The organism is Natrinema salaciae (assembly GCF_900110865.1).
In the GTDB taxonomy this organism is placed as follows: domain Archaea; phylum Halobacteriota; class Halobacteria; order Halobacteriales; family Natrialbaceae; genus Natrinema; species Natrinema salaciae.
In genome coordinates this window covers 670,437-687,545 of the sequence record NZ_FOFD01000002.1, presented here as the reverse complement: position 1 = coordinate 687,545, position 17,109 = coordinate 670,437, and the positions used below count along the sequence as shown (strand labels likewise).

Sequence of the window (17,109 nt, the reverse complement as noted above, 5' to 3'; positions counted from 1 at the left end):
CCATGAGTGCATTCAACGCGATCGGAGAGGAACGGGAGATCGACCGGGACGAGTTCACGCCCGGCGTCGAACCGCAGCCGACCTGGTGTCCGGGCTGTGGCGACTTCGGCGTCCTGAAATCGCTGAAACAGGCGCTGCCGGAAGTCGGCAAGACGCCCGAAGAGGTGCTGACCGTCACCGGGATCGGCTGTTCCGGCAAGCTGAACAGCTATCTCGACACCTACGGCTTCCACACGATCCACGGGCGCTCGCTGCCCGTGGCCCGCGCCGCGAAGCTGGCCAACACCGACCTCGAGGTCATCGCCGCCGGCGGCGACGGCGACGGCTACGGGATCGGCGGCAACCACTTCATCCACACGGCCCGGGAGAACCACGACATGACCTACATCGTGTTCAACAACGAGATCTTCGGCCTGACGAAGGGCCAGACCTCGCCCACGAGCCCGAAGGGCCACAAGTCCAAGACGCAGCCCTCGGGCAGCGCGAAGACGCCGCTGCGGCCGTTGTCGCTGTCGCTGAACGCCGGCGCGAGCTACATCGCCCGCACCGCCGCCGTCAACCCGAACCAGGCCAAGGAGATCATCGCGGAGGCCATCGAACACGACGGCTTCGCCCACGTCGACTTCCTGACCCAGTGTCCGACCTGGAACAAGGACGCGCGCCAGTACGTCCCCTACATCGACGTCCAGGAGTCCGACGACTACGACTTCGACGTGACGGACCGGCGCGAGGCCGCCGAGATGATGTACGAGACCGAAGACGTCCTCAACGAGGGGACCGTCCTGACCGGCCGGTACTACGTCGACGAGGATCGCCCCTCCTACCAGGAGGAGAAATCCGCCGTCGGCGAACTGCCCGACCAGCCGCTGGCCGAGCGGTACTTCGACGAGGACGCCGAGTGGGAACGCAGCTACGACCTCCTCGAGCGGCACACGTAGCGGCGAACGCACCGTCTTCGTCTTTTCGCAGCGAGCGGTCCGGAGACGCGCTCGAGTGGGTGAACCACGTCGCTGATCTGGAGACTCGAGAGTCGAAAGTCACAACTCGGGCGGGTTCGATGGCTGCCCCTCGAGTCCCGTCCGCGGACTACTCGCCGGCACCGAATCCGCCGGCGAACAGCTTCGAGAGATAGCGCAGGACGAGCAAGGCGACGATCAACCCCGCGAGCAGGCGAGGCTGAAAGCCGTCGCGCATCTCGCGGACGCCGTAGGCCACGACGAGCAGGCCCATGAGCAGGGCCGTACCGCCGGCCCACCGGGAGACGTACGCCGGATCGACCGACTCGTCGTAGTTCGCGTGGAGGTCCACCCGACCCCGGAAGGCGATGAGCGAGCCGAGCGAGAGAATCGCGAGTCCGCACGCCACCCAGACGGCACCGCTGACGAGATTCGGGTCGACCATCCGATAGCCGACCTGGGGCCAGCAGTCGAATAAGTCCGGCGGTTGGTCCCCGCACAGAAGCCCTTCGAAACCGCCGTCTCACCGCGCTTCCGTTCGGATATCCGTCGTTTTCGTATACAAAAGATATTTTTCCGCCGGAGCAAAACATACTCTCATGAGTACCCAGGCGACGGAAGATCGCATCCTCGAAGTCCTCGAGGACGACGCACAGGCGTCGTACGCCGAGATCGCCGAGCGGGCGAACGTCTCGAAACCGACCGTACGCAAATACATCAACCAGCTCGAGGAGGAGGGAGTCATCGTGGGCTACTCGGCCGACATCGACCCGAAGAAGCTCTCGAGCCAGACGATCGCGCTGGTCGGACTCGACGTCGCGAGCGAACGCTACGTCGAGGCGACGAAGGCGCTGAAAGCGCTCGACGAGGTCGAGGCGCTGTACAGTTCCAGCGGCGATCACATGCTGATGGCGGAAGTCCGCGCCGAAGACGGCGACGCGCTCGGCGAGACCATTTCCGAGGAGCTGCTCGAGATCGAGGGCGTTACCGCGGCCCATCCGTCGTTCCTGCAGGAACGGCTGAAGTAATTCGCTCGCGATCGATCCGTCGTCCCCGATCGTCGGGATTCACGTTTTCAGGCTGGCCGCCGTAGCTCCGAACAGCACATGCAGACGTACGAACGCGAAACGACGGTCGACTCGCCGTTCGAAGAGGTCTGGACGTTCAACTCTCGGATCACCGGGCTCGAGGCGGTAACCCCCGACTGGATGCACCTGCGCGTCGAGCGCGTGATCGGGCCGGACGGCGAGCCGGACCCGGACGTACTCGAGGCTGGGTCCGAGGTCGCGCTGTCGATCCGTCCGTTCGGCGTCGGGCCGCGACAGCACTGGACCTCGGAGATCACGGCGCGAAAACGCGAGGACGGTTCGGCGTACTTTCGCGACGAGATGGTCCACGGCCCGTTCGACCACTGGGAACACACCCACACCTTCCACGCCGACGGCGACCGGACGGTGCTCCGGGATCGCGTGGAGTACAAGCTTCCACTGGGTGGGCTCGGTGATGCGGTTGCACCCGTCTCGAAGATCGGCTTCGAGGCGATGTTCCGAGCGCGCCACCGGCTGGCGAAAGCACGCCTCGAGTGACCGGCGAGAACGGCCGTATCGGTCGGATTCGGTGACTGAACCAGACCCGTTTTGACCGTCGGGCCGGTAGAGGGAACATGGACGATCGCGACGGACTCGAGCGGCGGGGGCTTCTCGGGACGTTCGGTGTGGGCGTCGCTGCGGCCATCGCGGGGTGTCTCGGCGGTATCCGGCCTGGCGACGGCGGGAACGACGACGATGGCTCCCCGGCACAGGTGTACGAACCGACGATCGAGGACGTTGAGAACGGTCCGTTCGAGTTCCCGGAGGGGCACCGCTGTGCGGTCTGTGGTATGACTGCGACCGACTACTTCGGCAAGGGCCAGCTCGTCCACGAAAACGGGCTCGCGGCGGTCTTCGACTCGCCGGGGTGTCTGTTCGCCTACGTCGTCTCGTCGACGCCGGAGTCGCCGATCGCCGGCGCGTGGACGACCGATTACGAGACGAGCGACCTGATCGACGCCACCGAGGCCCACTTCGTCCTCATCACCGACGAGGACGCCGCCGACGACCCGATGGGGATCGACCCCCGTCCTTACGCCGACCGCGAGGACGCCGTCGCGTTCCTCGAGGGGTGGGAGGCCGAGGACCTGTCGCCCGAGGACGACATCATCGTCGGACTCGAGGCGGTCGACCTCGAGATCGCATCGATCTATCGCGGCGCGCGTCTCCCGGACGCGTAGGGGCCGAACCGCGGTCGCGGCCGGCGGCCGCCAGTACGGCGAGTGCGGGCCCCCGGACCCGGCCGCCGGGCGGTTCCGGAACCCGTTTCACCCCGGGGGCGAGTCCGGTATCACGTGAACGACGATCTCGAGGCCACGCCGATGATTGCACTCGCCATCGCAGTTTTCGCGGCGAGTACCAGCGCCATCCTCGTACGCTGGAGCGCGGCTCCGAGTTCGGTCGCGGCCTTCTACCGCGTGCTCTTTACGACGGTGCTCGTCGCACCGATCGCCCTGACCCGTCACCGCGCGGCGTTCGCACGGCTCTCGCGGCGCGACCTCGCCGGTGCCGTCGTCGCCGGCGTCGCGCTGGCGGTTCACTTCGCCGCCTGGTTCGAGAGTCTTTCACACACCAGCGTCGCCGCGAGCGTTACGATCGTTCAGGTACAGCCGGTCTTCGTGGCGCTCGGTGCGGGTCTCGTTCTGGGCGAGCGGATCAGTCGCGCGACGGTGGTCGGAATCGTCGTCGCCATCGTTGGGGCCGCCGCGATGTCGCTGGGCGGCGCCGAGCACGCGGCCCTCTCCGGCGCGACGGTGTACGGCAATTCGCTCGCGCTGCTGGGCGCGGTGACCGTCGCCTGCTACACGCTCGCCGGCCGCTCGATCCGCCAGCGCGTCCCGGTGTTTCCCTACGTGACCGTCGTCTACGGCGCCTGCGTGCTCGCGCTGTTCCTCCTCGTGGGCGTGCAGGACCACTCGTACGTTGGCTACCCCCCTCGAGAGTGGCTCCTCTTTCTCGGGCTGGCCGTCGGTCCGGGTATCTTCGGCCACACCGTGAGCAACTGGGCCCTCGAGCACCTCGAGTCGGTCGTCGTCAGCGTCGCCTGGCTCGGCGAACCGGTCGGGGCGACCCTGCTCGCGCTGATCTTGCTCGCGGAGGTTCCCGACGCGATCACGGTGATCGGCGGCGGCGTCGTGATCGCGGGCGTCGCCGTGACGACGCTCGAGCGGGAGCGCGACGGCGAACCCGCGGACTGACGCGGTCGGCTCGGAGCCGTTCGTGGCGGATCGCCACGACAGTCCCGTGATCGATACTGTCGGCGGAATCCGCCCGGTCGCTTAGTAGCGTCCCGACCGTGACACACGGTGTGTCATGGCTCACGATAGCAGGATCCCCGTAACCGTCGTCAGCGGCTACCTCGGGGCGGGAAAGACGACACTGATCAATCACGTGCTGTCGAATCCGGGGGACCGGCGCGTGGCGGTGATCGTCAACGACATGGGGGAAGTAAACATCGACGCGGACCTGCTCGCTCGAGACAACGACGACGAGGGAATCGTGGATCTGTCGAACGGCTGTATCTGTTGCCGGTTGCGCGGTGACCTCCTCGCGGAAGCGGCGCGGCTGGCGCGTAGCCGAGACTTCGACTACCTGATGGTCGAGGCGTCGGGGATCAGCGAGCCGATCCCGATCGCGCAGGTGTTCACCGACGGGACGAACGCGAGCGACGTGGATCCGACGACCCTGTTCCGGCTCGATACAATGGTGACCGTCCTCGATACGTACGGCTTCTGGAAGGAATTCGACGCCGGGGAGCGGCTACCGGAGGGCGTCCAACCCGACGACGACCGACCGTTGAGCGAGGTCCTCGTCGAGGGGATCGAGTTCTGTGACGTACTGCTCCTCAACAAGTCCGATATGGTTCCCGACGAAGTCCTCGAGGAAATCGAGGCGGTCGTCGAGACCCTCCAGCCACGAGCGAGGCGACTCCGGACGACCCACTGCGAGGTCGATCCGGACGTCGTCCTCGACACCGATCTGTTCGACTTCGCGACGGCGACGCGTTCGCAGGGATGGAAGCGGCACCTGCGTGGGGACGGCCACGATCACGGACACGAGGAGAGCCGGAACGGAGACGATCACGACCACGACGGAGGACGACGTGCCGCCGAGCGACACGGCGTCTCGTCGTTCGTCTTCCGTTCCGATCGACCGTTCCACCCCGAGCGACTCGCATCCTGGCTCGAGGACTGGGACGGAGCGATCGTTCGGGCGAAAGGCGTCTGTCACGTCGCGAACCACGACGAGGTGATCGGCGTCAGTCAGGCCGGTCCGTCCGTCAGAGCCGGCCCGATCGGCGAGTGGCGGCCGACCGACGATCGGCGGACGCAGCTGGTGTTCATCGGCCGGGAGATGAACGAGGGGCGAATTCGCGAGGAACTCGACGCGTGTTTGGTCGACGACGACGGAACCGAGATGGCGGACGCATCGGTCACCCCGTTCCCACTGTAGCCGCGCGTCACAACGCTAGCTCGTCACTGAGCTCCTCCCAGGACTCGTGAAAGCCGTGGGTCGACTGGTCCGTCGCCCGGTCGGGGAGCGTATTCTGATAGACGTCGTCGTACTCGAGCAGCTGCGTCCAGCCGTCGTAAAGGGAGTAGCTGCAGTACTGGCACATGCGGTCGGCTACGTCGCTCGACAGTATACCAGTTTCTCCGACCGAGACGCCGTCGTCCTGACGGACGGCGGTCGAGTCACGCCCGGGTCGGTCGCGAGCGACGGGGGGACCACGTGTGACTGACGGCCGAGCCAGAAAGGTTATGCCGTCACGACAGAGCGCGACGAGCATGAATCGAAGCGGCGGATACGTTCGGAGCGCAACCGATACGGTCGAACGGCAGTGTGATCGCTGTGAGTGGCACGCGGTTGCAGGGTCCTACCCGGAACTGATCAAACAGTACCAGGATCACCTTCGCGACGAACATCCGATGGCCTGGGTGCGAAGCTGAAGCCACCGCACTCGGCGAGGCGGCTCTTCGCGACCGCGGTCTCGAGCTGTAGCGGGCGAAAAAATGGCGTTCGTGGGCGGTCAGGGCTCGAGCAAGACCTTGATGACGCCTTCTTCGCGGTCGTCGAACTTCTCGTACATCTCGGGGGCGCGTTCGAGGTCTTCGCGGTGGGAGACGACCCAGCTGGGGTCGGCCCGTCCCTCGATGATCATGTCTCGTAGCTCCCGATTGTACTCCTTGACGTTACACTGGCCGGTCCCGATCTTGAGCCCCTTTTCGAAGAGTTTGCCGAAGTCGATACCGAGTCGGCCCTGGGCCGCCATCTCGTCGGGCGCGCCGGGATCCGACGGGACGTACAGCCCCGGAACCCCGAGCTGGCCGGTCGGTCGAACGGTCTGGATGAGCTGGTTGAGCACGACCGCGGGGTTCTCCCGGGCCGGATCGTACGCATCGTCGCCCGGATCCGTCTCGGGGTCGATCGCCTGATACCCCACGGCGTCGACGCCCTTGTCGACTTCGCCGCCGTGGGCGTCGGTGATCTGTTCGACGGGATCGCCCTCCTCGAAGTTGATACCGCGGGCGTCGCAGTGGTCCTCGGCCATTTCGAGGCGGCTCTCGACGCGGTCGACGACGTAGATCTCGGAGGCTCCCTGAATCATGGCGCTGTAGGCCGCCATCAGGCCCACGGGGCCGGCCCCGAATATCGCGATCGACTCGCCGGGTTGCAGGTTCGCGAGGCGGGTTCCGTGCCACCCCGTCGGGAAGATGTCCGCGAGCAGTGCGAACGCGTCCTCGTGCTCGTCGCCCTCCGGTAGCTTCAACGCGTTATAGTCGGCGAACGGGACCCGGAGTTTTTCGGCCTGGCCTCCCTTGTACGGCCCCATCGCGACGTATCCGTACGCTCCGCCGGCAAAGCCGGGATTGACGTTGGTACAGAAGCCGGTGTAGCCGTTTTCACAGTTCCGACAGAAGCCACAGGCCACGTTGAACGGCATCACGACGCGGTCGCCCTCCTCGAGCGACGTGACGGCGTCGCCGACCTCGCTCACGATACCCATGTTCTCGTGACCGAAGACGATTCCCGATTCGGCGGCGGTTCGTCCCTCGTACATGTGGAGGTCCGATCCACAGATACACGTCGTCGTGATGTCGACGATAACGTCGTTCTCGTGTTCGATCTCGGGTTCGTCGACTTCCTCGATTGCGACATCGTGCGGTTCCTGATAGACGACGGCGTTCATTGACATTAGTTATCGCACCTCGAGGAACGGACCACGAACGGCGTTGTAAACGTTGCCGTCACCGCCGCCGCTCGACGAAACGATTCGGCGTTCGTTCCGTTCGTCGATAGAACGGTCACTGTCGCTGATCGAGGGAGACACCCGTGTCTTCCTCTGCGACGAACTCGACACGCTGCGTGTCGCCCGCTTCGTCGAGGCATTCCGACCGAACGTGCGTGTTCCACTGGTTCGTGTCGCGCCGCTGGCGATCACGAAGTTGTGACCGCACAGGGGTTCGTCGGCCCGATTCTCCGTCTCCGGCTGGTGTCGACCGACCGTGGAGCGCCTCGAGCACCGGTGTCGGCGACCTCGCGTCGCGATCTGGTTCGACTGGCCGCTGGTCGAACTCGCCGTCGCCGAGTCGAGCGCCGACCACTGGATCGAGCTGGTCGGAGTGTCGGCGGACGACTCGGCATCCAAACGGCAACCGAACCGCCCCCACGCGACCCGCTTCAGTCGTCGGCCGCTGGATCGGCAGTCTCGCCGAGGGGTTCGATACCGACGTCGATCTCCGCGGCGGCGGCCTTGTACTCGGGGATCTTCGCTCGTTCGTCGAGGACGTGGTTCGTGAGCTTGTTCGCCGAGGCAGCGGCGAAGTGCGGCGTCGTCCAGACGACGCCTTCCTTCGTGTCCTCGGTCACGTGTGCCTCGAGCGTGATCTCGCCCCGTCTCGAGCGGAGCCGAACGTACGTCCCGTCTTCGATCCCGTAGCGGTCGGCGTCGGCGGGGTGGACGTCGACGAAGTTCTCCGGCGTCTGCCTGTTGAGCGTCGGCGATCGCGTGCTCATCGTTCCGGTGTTGTAGTGTTCCTCGAGTCGGGCCGTCGTGAGGATCAGCGGGTATTCGTCGTCGGGCGTCTCGGCGGGCGGCTGGTGAGCGACGCCCTCGATGTGGCCGCGCCCGCTCTCGGTGTCGAACTCGTCCTCGTAGAGGAACGGGTCGCCCTCGTCGCCGAGTTCGTAGCAGGGCCAGTGGAGTCCCTCCTCGCCGAGCAGGTCGTAGGTCATCCCGTGGTAGCTCGGGCAGACCTGCCGGAGCTCCTCGAAGATCTCCTCGGGGTCCTCGAAGTCGAACTTTCCGTCGGCGAACAGCCGACTCCCGAGCTCGCTCAGGATCTCGCGGTCGTGTTTGGTGTTCTCGTGGACTTTTTCCACGCCGCGCATCCGCTGGACCCGACGGTCGGTGTTCGTGACGGTGCCGCCGCGCTCGGCCCAGGTCGTCGCCGGGAGGATGACGTCGGCGTACTCCGCGGTCTCCGTCATGAAGATGTCCTGGACGACCGTGAACTCGAGTTCGTTCAGCCGTTCGGCGACGGCGTTGGCGTCTGGCTCGCTCATCACGGGGTTCTCGCCCATGACGTAGAGTCCCGTGATCGAGTTGCCCGCTTCGGCGGTGATCTCGACGTTCGTGAGCCCGGGTTCGGCCGGGATTTCGAACCCCCAGACCTCCTCGACCGACTCGCGGGCCGCGTCGTCGTCCACCAGCTGGTAGCCGGGCAACACGTTCGGCATCGCGCCGACGTCACACGTCCCCTGCACGTTGTTCTGTCCACGGAGCGGGTTGACACCCGTGCCGGGCCGCCCGAGGTTGCCCGTGATCAGCGCCAGGTTGATCTCGTTTTGGACGTTGTCGACGCCGCAGGTGTGCTGGCTCATCCCCATCCCGGTGAAGATGGCCGCGTTGTCGGCCATCGCGTACTTCTCTGCCGCCAGTTCGATCTCGTCGAGGGGGACGCCGCACTCCTCGGCCGCCGCTTCCTCGTCGAACTCCTCGAGCGTCTCTTCGAGGTGGTCGAATCCCTCGGTCCGTTCCTCGACGAATTCCTCGTCGATCCACCCCTCGTCGGGGTTCTCCTCGTGGTTCTCGAGGATCGTCTGGAGGACGATATTCAACAGCGGGATGTCCGTCCCCGGATTCAGCTGCAGGTGCTGATGACGGTCGGTATCGTCGATCTGGAACGACCGCGTCGTCTTGTTGGCATGCGGATCGACCTGAATGACCGTCGCTCCCTCGAGGACGGCCTGTCGGAAGTACTGGCTGTTGGCGATGGGGTGTTGCTCGCCCGGGTTCGCCCCCTGGATCCAGAAGACGTCGGCCGCCTCGCGGAGGTCGCGCATGCTGTTGGTCATCGCCCCCGCGCCGAGGCTGGTCCGCAGCGCCCAGACCGTCGAGGCGTGGCACATCCGCGTGCAGTTGTCGACGTTGTTGGTGCCGTAGCGGCGGGCCAGCTTCTGGAGGAGGTAGTTCTCCTCGTTCATCACCTTCGAGGAGCCGAAAAAGCCCATCGCGTCCGGGCCGTACTCCTCGCGGATCCGCTCGAGTTCGCCGACGACGTACTCGTAGGCCTCCTCCCAGGAGGCCTCGCGGAATTCCCCGTCCTCCTTGATCAGGGGGTCGGTGAGCCGGTCTTCGTGGTCGACCACCTCCGTCGCCGCCCCGCCCTTGATGCAGATACGGCCCTCGTTGACCGGTGCCTCCCCCCACGGCATGAATCGGACGTCGCCGGGCTCCTCGCCCGGTTGCACTTTGATACCACACCCGACGCCACAGTACGGACAGATCGTCTTGACCGGCTCTCGTTGATCGTTGGACATGGATAGTTCCTCAGGTGTCACACCCGTTAGGCGGAGTCCACTACCCGTGTGTGTATGAGGTTTTCTACCACATGGGGAGTATGTAGCCGTGAGCGACCGGTCGCGCGGTCCGGTCGCAGCATTGTCTGCGTTGCCGGCTCGAGCGTCCGCCGGCGGGGAAACGCTGACGACAGTGGGTGCACACTAGTGTTTCGATGGAGCTCACGCGATCGCTCGTCGAGTCACGGGCGAGCGAGTATCGGGAGGAAGAGCCCCTGTACGCCGTCGAGCGGGAGCAACTCGAGACGCTCCCGGCGGCGTTCGAGACGGGCGAGTACGGCCGCCGGGACGCGGCCTGGGTCGTCAGGTGGTACTATCGGCGGTTCCTCGGGGAGTATCCCGACGCCGAGCGACGGGACGCCGAGGAACGCTTCCGGACCAACGATTTCGAGGCCGTCCGGAGCGCCATCGCGGACGCCGTCGACGCGAGCGACGCGGCCGGCGGGATCGACCGTCTCACCGCGCTCGAGGCGGTCGACGTCCCCGTCGCGTCGGCGTTCCTCATGTTCGTCGACCCCGAGGCGTACGTCGTCGTCGGTCCCCGCGAGTGGTCGACACTCCGGGAGGCCGGCGACCTCTCCCGACCGTACCCGGACCCCCCGTCGACTCCGGCGTACGAGACCTACCTCGAGCGCTGTCGATCGCTCGCCGACCGGTTCGAGTGCGACCTGTGGACGCTGTATCGGGCGCTCTGGCGACGCCCGGACTGAGCGGCCGAAGCGGACGGTCGGCTCGACCGGGTTCGGTTCCCAGCCTCGACCCGGTCCGGCGTCCGGACCCTTTTGCCGTCGCTGCACGAACGGTCGATCATGTCCCTCGAGACCGGACGCGACGAGCGAACGGGCGTCGTCCTCGCGGGCGGCCACTCGACCCGCTTCGGCGACGATGATAAGGCCGTCGCCGACCTCGCCGGCACGCCGATGATCCGCCGGGTCGTCGACCGCATCGATTCCGTCGTCGGCGATGTCGTCGTCAACTGCCGAGAGGGGCAGGTGCCCGCAATCAGGGACGCGCTCGAGGGCGGGCCCGTCGCCTCGTTCGCGGTCGATCCGATCCCCGACCGCGGGCCGATGGCGGGCATCATGACCGGGCTTCGAGCGGCCGCGGGGGAGTACGCGCTCGTCGTCGCCTGCGACATGCCCTTCGTCGATCCCGCCCTCGTCGATCAGCTGTTCGAGCGAGCGGCCGGCCACGACGCCGCGGTGCCGCGGCTCGACGACCAGTGGTTCCAGACGACACAGGCCGTCTACCGGACTGCGCCGATGATCGACGCCTGCGAGCGCGCCCTGGAGCGCGACGAGCGGCGGGTCGTCGAACCCCTGCTGGACCTCGACTACGTCGTCGTCGACGAGGACGACGTTCGGGACGACGCGTCGCTCGACACCTTCGAGAACGTCAACACTCGCGAGGAGTTCGAGCGGGCAGCCGAGCGCCTCGAGACGGAGTGACCCGCTAGCGCTCGAGGACGTCGACCACCGGCTCGTCGGCGATCATCCGCGCCAGCACCACTCGAGGCACGCTCGGCGCTCGCTCGAGTAGTTCCGTCGCGATCTCCTCGGCGACCGCCCGTCGCTCGGCGTCGTCGACTTTGTTGAGCAACGGAACGACCGTGGCACCGTCCGGAACGTCCTTCAGCCCGCCGCGGTCGCTCGCGAGCACGCGGGCCACGTCGACCGGCCGGATCGTGTCGCCGCCGTCGAGCCCCGTGATCGCCGCCACTCGCTCCGGTCGGTGGACGCGCTCGGCCGAGAGCGGCGTCCCGACGACCTCGACGCTCGCGATCGGGATCACGGTGTCGACGCACCGGGGGAGTTGCGGTTCGCGCTCGTTCGGTGCCTTGAACGCCCGCGTCCGCGCCCCGTCGGCCTTGACGAGGACCAGATCCGCGGCGTCGGCCGCCGCGAGCTCGTCGATCACGTCCGTCTCGTATCCCACGTACCGGTCCTCGCCCTCCCGCTCCGGGACGACACCGACGGGCCACGCCGCCGCTCGCTCGAGTGCCGCGACCGGGTCCTCGGTCACGACGACCTCCTCGACGCGTCTATCGAAGATGGGGATTCGGACCGTCGCCGTCACGACCGCCCGCAAGGAGCGGTCGCGGGCGGCCCGCGCAGCCAGCGCGTACAGCGTCGTCTTCTTCCCGCCGGCACCGACGACCGCGACGACGCCGGAGTCGGCTCGGAGCGCCTCGAGAGTGTCCATATCGGCGCTATCACCGGAACCGGCCTAATCCTTCGGGTCGACTCGTAGGTCGCGGGATGGTCGTCGACGTCGATCACGGGCCGAGGGGGTGGTAACCCCCGCGTCCCCCGGTGACGCGGGTGCGAGCAAACGACTCAAGGGTCGGGCCCCTACAGGCGGTAATGTCACCGGACACACCCGGACTGCACCACGTGACGGCGATTGCCGGCGATCCCCAGGCGAACGCCGACTTCTACGTCGGCACGCTCGGACTGCGATTCGTCAAGCAGACCGTCAACCACGACGATACGGGCACCTACCACTTCTACTTCGGCGACGGGGAGGGAACCCCCGGCACGAACATCACCTTCTTCCCGTGGACCGATCGGGGGCGGCGGGGCCGGTTCGGTGCCGGGCAGACGCAAACGACCGCCTACGGGATCCCCGCGGGCTCGGTCGACTACTGGCGCGACCGCCTCGAGTCCGACGGCGTCGACTACGAGCGGGAGACGCGGTTCGACGACACCGTCCTCCGATTCGCGGACCCGGACGGGATCGAACTCGAGCTGGTCGCGGCCGCCGACGCAGAATACGATGCGACGCCGTGGGCGGACGGCCCCGTTCCGACCGACCACCAGCTTCGCGGGTTCCACAGCGTGACGCTGGCCGTCGACGACGTCGGTCCGACCGAGACGATCCTGACCGACGTCCTCGGCTACGAACTCGAGGGCGAGACCGACGGCCGTCGCCGCTACCGGAGCGCGACCGGCGGTCCAGGCTCGATCGTCGAGCTGGTCGAGACCGACGCCGGCCGCGGCCAGATGGGGGTCGGAACGGTCCACCACGTGGCGTTCGAAGCCGAGAGCGTCGCGGAGCAAGAGCAGTGGCGCGAGGCCTACGCCGACGCGGGGCTCGCGCCGTCGGCGGTCATCGATCGCACGTACTTCCAGTCGATCTACACCCGCGAACCGGGCGGCGTCCTCTTCGAGATGGCGACGACGGGGCCCGGCTTCACGGCGGACGAACCGCTCGACGAGTTGGGCGAACGGCTGTCGCTTCCCGAGCGACTCGAGTCCGAACGCGAGGCGATCGAGGCCCAACTGCCCGATTTCGACGGGCCGACCGTCGACGCGAGCGGGAACTGACTCGCCGAAACGCGGCCGTCCACAACGCCTTTGCCCGGTCTGTCCGTACGCCGGGTATGAAATTCGCTGTCTTCGGTGCCGGCGGCGTCGGCGGCTATCTCGGGGCCCGTCTCGCGGATGCGGGACACGAGGTGCACCTCGTCGCGAGGGGGGATCACCTCGCCGCCCTCGAGTCGGACGGACTGCGCCTCGAGAGCGTCGACGGCGACGCGTCGGTCGATCTGCCGGCGACTGACGACCCGACCGAGATCGGGCCGTGCGACTACGTCCTCTTTTGCGTGAAGGCCCACGACACGCGAGCCGCCGCGAGGGATCTCGAGTCCCTTCTCGGCGAGGGCACGGCCGTCGTCTCGTTCCAGAACGGCGTCGACAACGAGGGGTGGCTCGGGGACGAAATCGGCGAGGACCACGTCGTCGGCGGCGTCGCGTACATCTTCTCGACCATCGGCGACCCCGGCGTCGTCGAGCACACCGGGGGTCCGGCCCGGTTCGTCTACGGCGAACTCGACGGCGAGCGAACCGACCGAATCGAGCGGCTCGACGACGCGCTGTCGGCGTGCGAGGGGATCGACGCGGTGCTCGCCGACGACGTCCGCGTCGAGCTCTGGCGGAAGTTCGCGTTCATCTGCGCGCAGGCGGGGATGACCGCCGCGAGCCGGCTCCCCGTGGGCGAGATCCGCGACACCGACGCCTCGTGGGCGATGTACCGCCGGATCGTGGCGGAAGTCTGTGCCGTCGGCACTGCCGAAGGCATCGACCTCCCCGAAGATACCGTCGACGAGTGGCTCGCGTTCGCGCGCGACCTCGATCCGGAGATGTACTCGTCGCTGCACTACGACCTGACCCACGACAAGCGACTGGAACTCGACGCGCTGCACGGCTCCGTCGTCCGACACGCGGCCGACGTCGGCGTCGAGGCCCCGATGAACGAGGCGATCCACGCGATCCTGCGACCGTGGGCCGACCGAAACGATCGCTAGCGGCCCGACGGTCGCCGGCGACGCCAGCGAGCGGCTGGCCGCTGCTCTCACCTTTACCACCGATCGGCCCGTATCGGTTCCCATGACGCCGTTCCGCTCGAGCGACCGCGACCCGTCGTTCCGATTCGAGTACGAACCGCCGACCGTCAGATTCGGCGTCGGCTGCGTCGACGCCCTCGACGCCGAACTCGAGGCGCTGGGTCTCGAGCGCGCGCTCGTCGTCTGCGGCTCGACTGTCGGCGACACGCCCGACGTGATCGATCCGGTTCGAACGGGTCTCGGCGATCGGCTGGCCGGCGTCTTCGACGAAACGACGCCGAAGAAACGCCTCGAGACGGCCTTCGAGGGCCGCGATCGGCTCGAGGCCGTGGACGCCGACGCGCTCGTGAGCCTCGGCGGCGGCAGCAGCCTCGACGTCGCCAAGTGCAGCAGCGTCCTCGCGGCGACCGACCTCGGTCCGGCGGCGGCCGCCCGGGAGTTGGAAGAGACGGGCACCATTTCCGTCCCCGAGGAGAGGCTGGTGCCGATCGTCGCGATCCCCACCACGCTCGCGGGCGCAGACCTCTCGATGGTGGCGGGCGTCACCGCCTCCCCCGAGTCGAGCCCGGTCGACGAGGAGATCGGCGGCGGGATCGCCGATCCCGGACTGATGCCGGTGGCCGCGTTCTACGATCCGGAGCTGGTCGCGACCACCCCCGAATCGGTGCTGGCGGGATCGGCGATGAACGGCTTCGACAAAGGAATAGAGACCCTCTACGCGAGCAACGCGACGCCGATCACCGACGCGACGGCCAGACACGGCCTCGAGAAGCTCGGGGACGCCCTCCGGGCGTTCGGCGACGGCGACCGCGATCTCGGCACGTTCGAGACGATCCTCGAGGGGGTCGTCCTCGTCCAGTACGGCATCTCGCGGCCAGGCGAGACGACGGCCTCGATCGTCCACGCCTTCGGCCACGGGCTGACGCGCACGTACGACGTCCAGCAGGGGGCCGCACACGGGGTCGTCGTGCCCCACGTCCTCGAGTACCTGTTCGAACGGGACGACGTGGATGCGCGAGCGGGGCTGCTCGCGAACGCGCTCGGCGTCGACAACGTCGCGGATCGGGAGGCCACAGTCGTCGAGGCGGTGGCCGAGATTCGCGACGCGCTCGGGCTCCCCGCGCGGCTTCGGGACGTCGACGGCCCGGAACCGGACGCGTTCACCGCGGTCGCGGCGGCGATCCTCGACGATCCGTTCATGGCGAACGCGCCGCCCGGACTGGCCCCTTCGGTCGAGGAGATCGAGGCCGTGCTCGAGGCGGCGTGGTAGGTCGGGACGGGCGGTGATCGACCGGTCGCGACCGATTCGAGCGCAACGCGGCTTGTGCCGGGGCGAGCGCGGCGAACGGTCGGTTCGTACGCAACTGTTGCAGCGAGGAAACCGTCCGCCAGGCCGTGTTTCCAGCGGCGAACGATACTACCTGCCCGATAAGTAACAGCGATCGGTCGTTGGGTGTCGATACGATGATCGATCACGACAGGCGGCAGGTTCTGAAAACCGCCGGACTAACGGTGACGTTCGGAGGACTAACCGCGACGACGGAAAGGGCCGCCGCCGACCAGCACGCTCCCCGCGACCGAGCCGTCAGTTCGACGATGGTCGACGACTCGAGCGGATGGCCGTCGGCTCGTGGCGGCGTGGGAAACACTGCTTCCGTTCCGATGGCGTCCGGACCCGCCCCACCGGTAACCGTCGCCTGGGAGTACGAGCACGGCGGTCGGTTCGCCGTCGTCGACGGGACGGTTTACCTCGTCGCCGCCGACGGACGCATCCACGCCCTCGACGCCATCGACGGCTCGCCCGAGTGGACGAGCGGGATCGGCTCGGACGGAGAGGCGACCGCGTCGGGATCGCCGGCGGTGGCGAACGACACCGTATACGTGAACGGAGATCGGATGAGTCCGTCGCTGACCGCCCTCGACGCCGCGACCGGCGACATCCGCTGGCAGAAGACCGATCTCGGGTACGAGACGAACCTGTCGCCGACCGTCGCGTCGGGGCTGGTGTTCTCGATCGTCGACACGGTCCTGTACGCCCTCGACGCGGACTCGGGCGAGAAGCAGTGGGAATTCGAGCCGGAGCCGGTCACGTTCGACGGGCGAGAGTTCGGCGACCGGTTGTCGAGGCGGCCGGTCGCCGTCGCCGACAGTGCCGTGTTTGCCGTGGCCAACAAGCAGCTGTTCGCGCGGGACGTCGAAACCGGCGACGAGCGGTGGACGAACGTGCTACAGGACGACTGGGCCACCGAGGTATTCTCCGGTTCGCCGCTGGCTACCGACGGCGTCGTCGCGGCCGTCAAAGCCGATACCGCGACGTTCTTCGATGCGGCGACGGGTGAGGAACTGTCGACGCTGCCCACGTACTCGCTGGACGTGCTGACCGACGCTCGCGCGTACGCCGTGGCCGAAACGGACTCCGACGACGGTACCGTCCGTCTCGTCGGCTACGACAGAGAGACCGGCGACAGCGCCTGGGAGTCGGCGGAGCGAGCGGCGTCGTTCGGCGCGCCGGTCGTCGACGATGGATCCGTGTACGCGACCGTCGAAAAATCGTCCGGGGAGAGCGGCGTGGTCGCCTTCGATAACGTGGATGGGAGTCGCGAGTGGTCCGTCGCCACCGACGGTCAACCGAGTCGGATCGCGGTCGCCGACGAAACCCTCTACGCAAGCGCGGACGGCACGCTCCTCGCGATCCGGTCCGAGGACGCGACGATGAGCGACGAGGCGGACGCGGACAACGAGGACGAACCGGAGGGAACCCCCGGATTCACCGTCGGCGTCGGTATCGCCAGCGGCGCGCTCTCCCTCGAGTGGCTCCGTCGGCGAACCGCGGCCGACGAGTCGGCGAACTAGTGGC

The 17,109-nt window shown here is 67.5% G+C and carries 18 protein-coding genes; 13 read left to right on the top strand and 5 right to left on the bottom strand.

Annotation, left to right across the window (positions count from 1 at the left end):
• The first annotated feature begins 2 nt into the window (after nt 1-2).
• Nucleotides 3-938: a thiamine pyrophosphate-dependent enzyme gene (locus BMX07_RS08645; protein WP_090616829.1), complete on the top strand. Its 936-nt coding sequence runs from the start codon at nt 3-5 to the stop codon at nt 936-938.
• 148 nt (nt 939-1,086) lie between these two features.
• Here BMX07_RS08645 and BMX07_RS08640 read toward each other — a convergent pair whose 3' ends face one another.
• Nucleotides 1,087-1,401 carry a hypothetical protein gene (locus BMX07_RS08640; protein ID WP_090616827.1) on the bottom strand — a complete coding sequence of 105 codons (315 nt, stop codon included), beginning with the start codon at nt 1,399-1,401 and terminating at the stop codon, nt 1,087-1,089.
• Nucleotides 1,402-1,555: 154 nt separating this feature from the next.
• On the opposite strand from BMX07_RS08640, the gene lrpA1 reads away from it, so the two are divergent.
• The 5 genes from lrpA1 (at nt 1,556) to BMX07_RS08615 (ending at nt 5,497) form a co-directional block, all read left to right on the top strand.
• On the top strand, nt 1,556-1,984 hold the full coding sequence (gene lrpA1 / locus BMX07_RS08635; RefSeq protein ID WP_090616825.1) for an HTH-type transcriptional regulator LrpA1: 429 nt from the start codon (nt 1,556-1,558) through the stop codon (nt 1,982-1,984).
• 78 nt (nt 1,985-2,062) lie between these two features.
• On the top strand, nt 2,063-2,542 hold the full coding sequence (locus tag BMX07_RS08630) for an SRPBCC family protein (protein ID WP_090616823.1): 480 nt from the start codon (nt 2,063-2,065) through the stop codon (nt 2,540-2,542).
• Between the two features lie 77 nt (nt 2,543-2,619).
• Nucleotides 2,620-3,225, top strand: a complete 606-nt coding sequence (locus BMX07_RS08625; protein ID WP_090616821.1) for a nitrous oxide reductase accessory protein NosL — start codon at nt 2,620-2,622, stop codon at nt 3,223-3,225.
• 114 nt (nt 3,226-3,339) lie between these two features.
• Entirely contained in the window at nt 3,340-4,242 is a 903-nt protein-coding gene (locus tag BMX07_RS08620; RefSeq protein WP_175480095.1) for a DMT family transporter, read from the top strand.
• 115 nt (nt 4,243-4,357) lie between these two features.
• Nucleotides 4,358-5,497 (top strand): CobW family GTP-binding protein, encoded by a 1,140-nt coding sequence (locus BMX07_RS08615; RefSeq protein WP_090616818.1) that lies wholly within the window; start codon nt 4,358-4,360, stop codon nt 5,495-5,497.
• A 7-nt stretch (nt 5,498-5,504) separates the two neighbouring features.
• On the opposite strand, the gene BMX07_RS24350 is transcribed toward BMX07_RS08615, so the two are convergent.
• Nucleotides 5,505-5,663, bottom strand: coding sequence for a hypothetical protein (locus BMX07_RS24350; RefSeq protein WP_175480094.1), 159 nt, complete (start codon nt 5,661-5,663; stop codon nt 5,505-5,507).
• 169 nt (nt 5,664-5,832) lie between these two features.
• Here BMX07_RS24350 and BMX07_RS23700 point away from each other — a divergent pair, with 169 nt between their 5' ends.
• On the top strand, nt 5,833-5,994 hold the full coding sequence (locus BMX07_RS23700) for a DUF1059 domain-containing protein (RefSeq protein ID WP_139210847.1): 162 nt from the start codon (nt 5,833-5,835) through the stop codon (nt 5,992-5,994).
• Nucleotides 5,995-6,074: 80 nt separating this feature from the next.
• Here the strand turns inward: BMX07_RS23700 and BMX07_RS08605 are convergent, their stop codons facing one another.
• Together BMX07_RS08605 and fdhF are read right to left on the bottom strand one after the other, a co-directional pair.
• Complete coding sequence (locus BMX07_RS08605; RefSeq protein WP_090616813.1) at nt 6,075-7,235, bottom strand: glutathione-independent formaldehyde dehydrogenase; 1,161 nt, start codon at nt 7,233-7,235, stop codon at nt 6,075-6,077.
• 491 nt (nt 7,236-7,726) lie between these two features.
• Entirely contained in the window at nt 7,727-9,868 is a 2,142-nt protein-coding gene (gene fdhF / locus BMX07_RS08595; RefSeq protein ID WP_090616811.1) for a formate dehydrogenase subunit alpha, read from the bottom strand.
• Nucleotides 9,869-10,062: 194 nt separating this feature from the next.
• Between fdhF and BMX07_RS08590 the strand changes: the two genes are divergently transcribed.
• Nucleotides 10,063-10,617: a hypothetical protein gene (locus tag BMX07_RS08590; protein WP_090616809.1), complete on the top strand. Its 555-nt coding sequence runs from the start codon at nt 10,063-10,065 to the stop codon at nt 10,615-10,617.
• Nucleotides 10,618-10,716: 99 nt separating this feature from the next.
• Entirely contained in the window at nt 10,717-11,355 is a 639-nt protein-coding gene (locus tag BMX07_RS08585; RefSeq protein ID WP_090616785.1) for a molybdenum cofactor guanylyltransferase, read from the top strand.
• A gap of 4 nt (nt 11,356-11,359) precedes the next feature.
• Here the strand turns inward: BMX07_RS08585 and yqeC are convergent, their stop codons facing one another.
• Nucleotides 11,360-12,109, bottom strand: coding sequence for a selenium cofactor biosynthesis protein YqeC (yqeC, locus tag BMX07_RS08580; protein WP_090616783.1), 750 nt, complete (start codon nt 12,107-12,109; stop codon nt 11,360-11,362).
• 161 nt (nt 12,110-12,270) lie between these two features.
• Here yqeC and BMX07_RS08575 point away from each other — a divergent pair, with 161 nt between their 5' ends.
• The 4 genes from BMX07_RS08575 to BMX07_RS08560 all read left to right on the top strand — a co-directional run bounded on the left by BMX07_RS08575 (nt 12,271) and on the right by BMX07_RS08560 (nt 17,105).
• Nucleotides 12,271-13,233, top strand: coding sequence for a ring-cleaving dioxygenase (locus tag BMX07_RS08575; protein WP_090616781.1), 963 nt, complete (start codon nt 12,271-12,273; stop codon nt 13,231-13,233).
• Nucleotides 13,234-13,289: 56 nt separating this feature from the next.
• Nucleotides 13,290-14,213, top strand: coding sequence for a 2-dehydropantoate 2-reductase (locus BMX07_RS08570; protein ID WP_090616779.1), 924 nt, complete (start codon nt 13,290-13,292; stop codon nt 14,211-14,213).
• Nucleotides 14,214-14,295: 82 nt separating this feature from the next.
• Complete coding sequence (locus BMX07_RS08565; RefSeq protein ID WP_090616777.1) at nt 14,296-15,522, top strand: iron-containing alcohol dehydrogenase family protein; 1,227 nt, start codon at nt 14,296-14,298, stop codon at nt 15,520-15,522.
• Between the two features lie 368 nt (nt 15,523-15,890).
• Nucleotides 15,891-17,105: an outer membrane protein assembly factor BamB family protein gene (locus tag BMX07_RS08560; protein ID WP_175480093.1), complete on the top strand. Its 1,215-nt coding sequence runs from the start codon at nt 15,891-15,893 to the stop codon at nt 17,103-17,105.
• Nucleotides 17,106-17,109 lie beyond the last annotated feature (4 nt).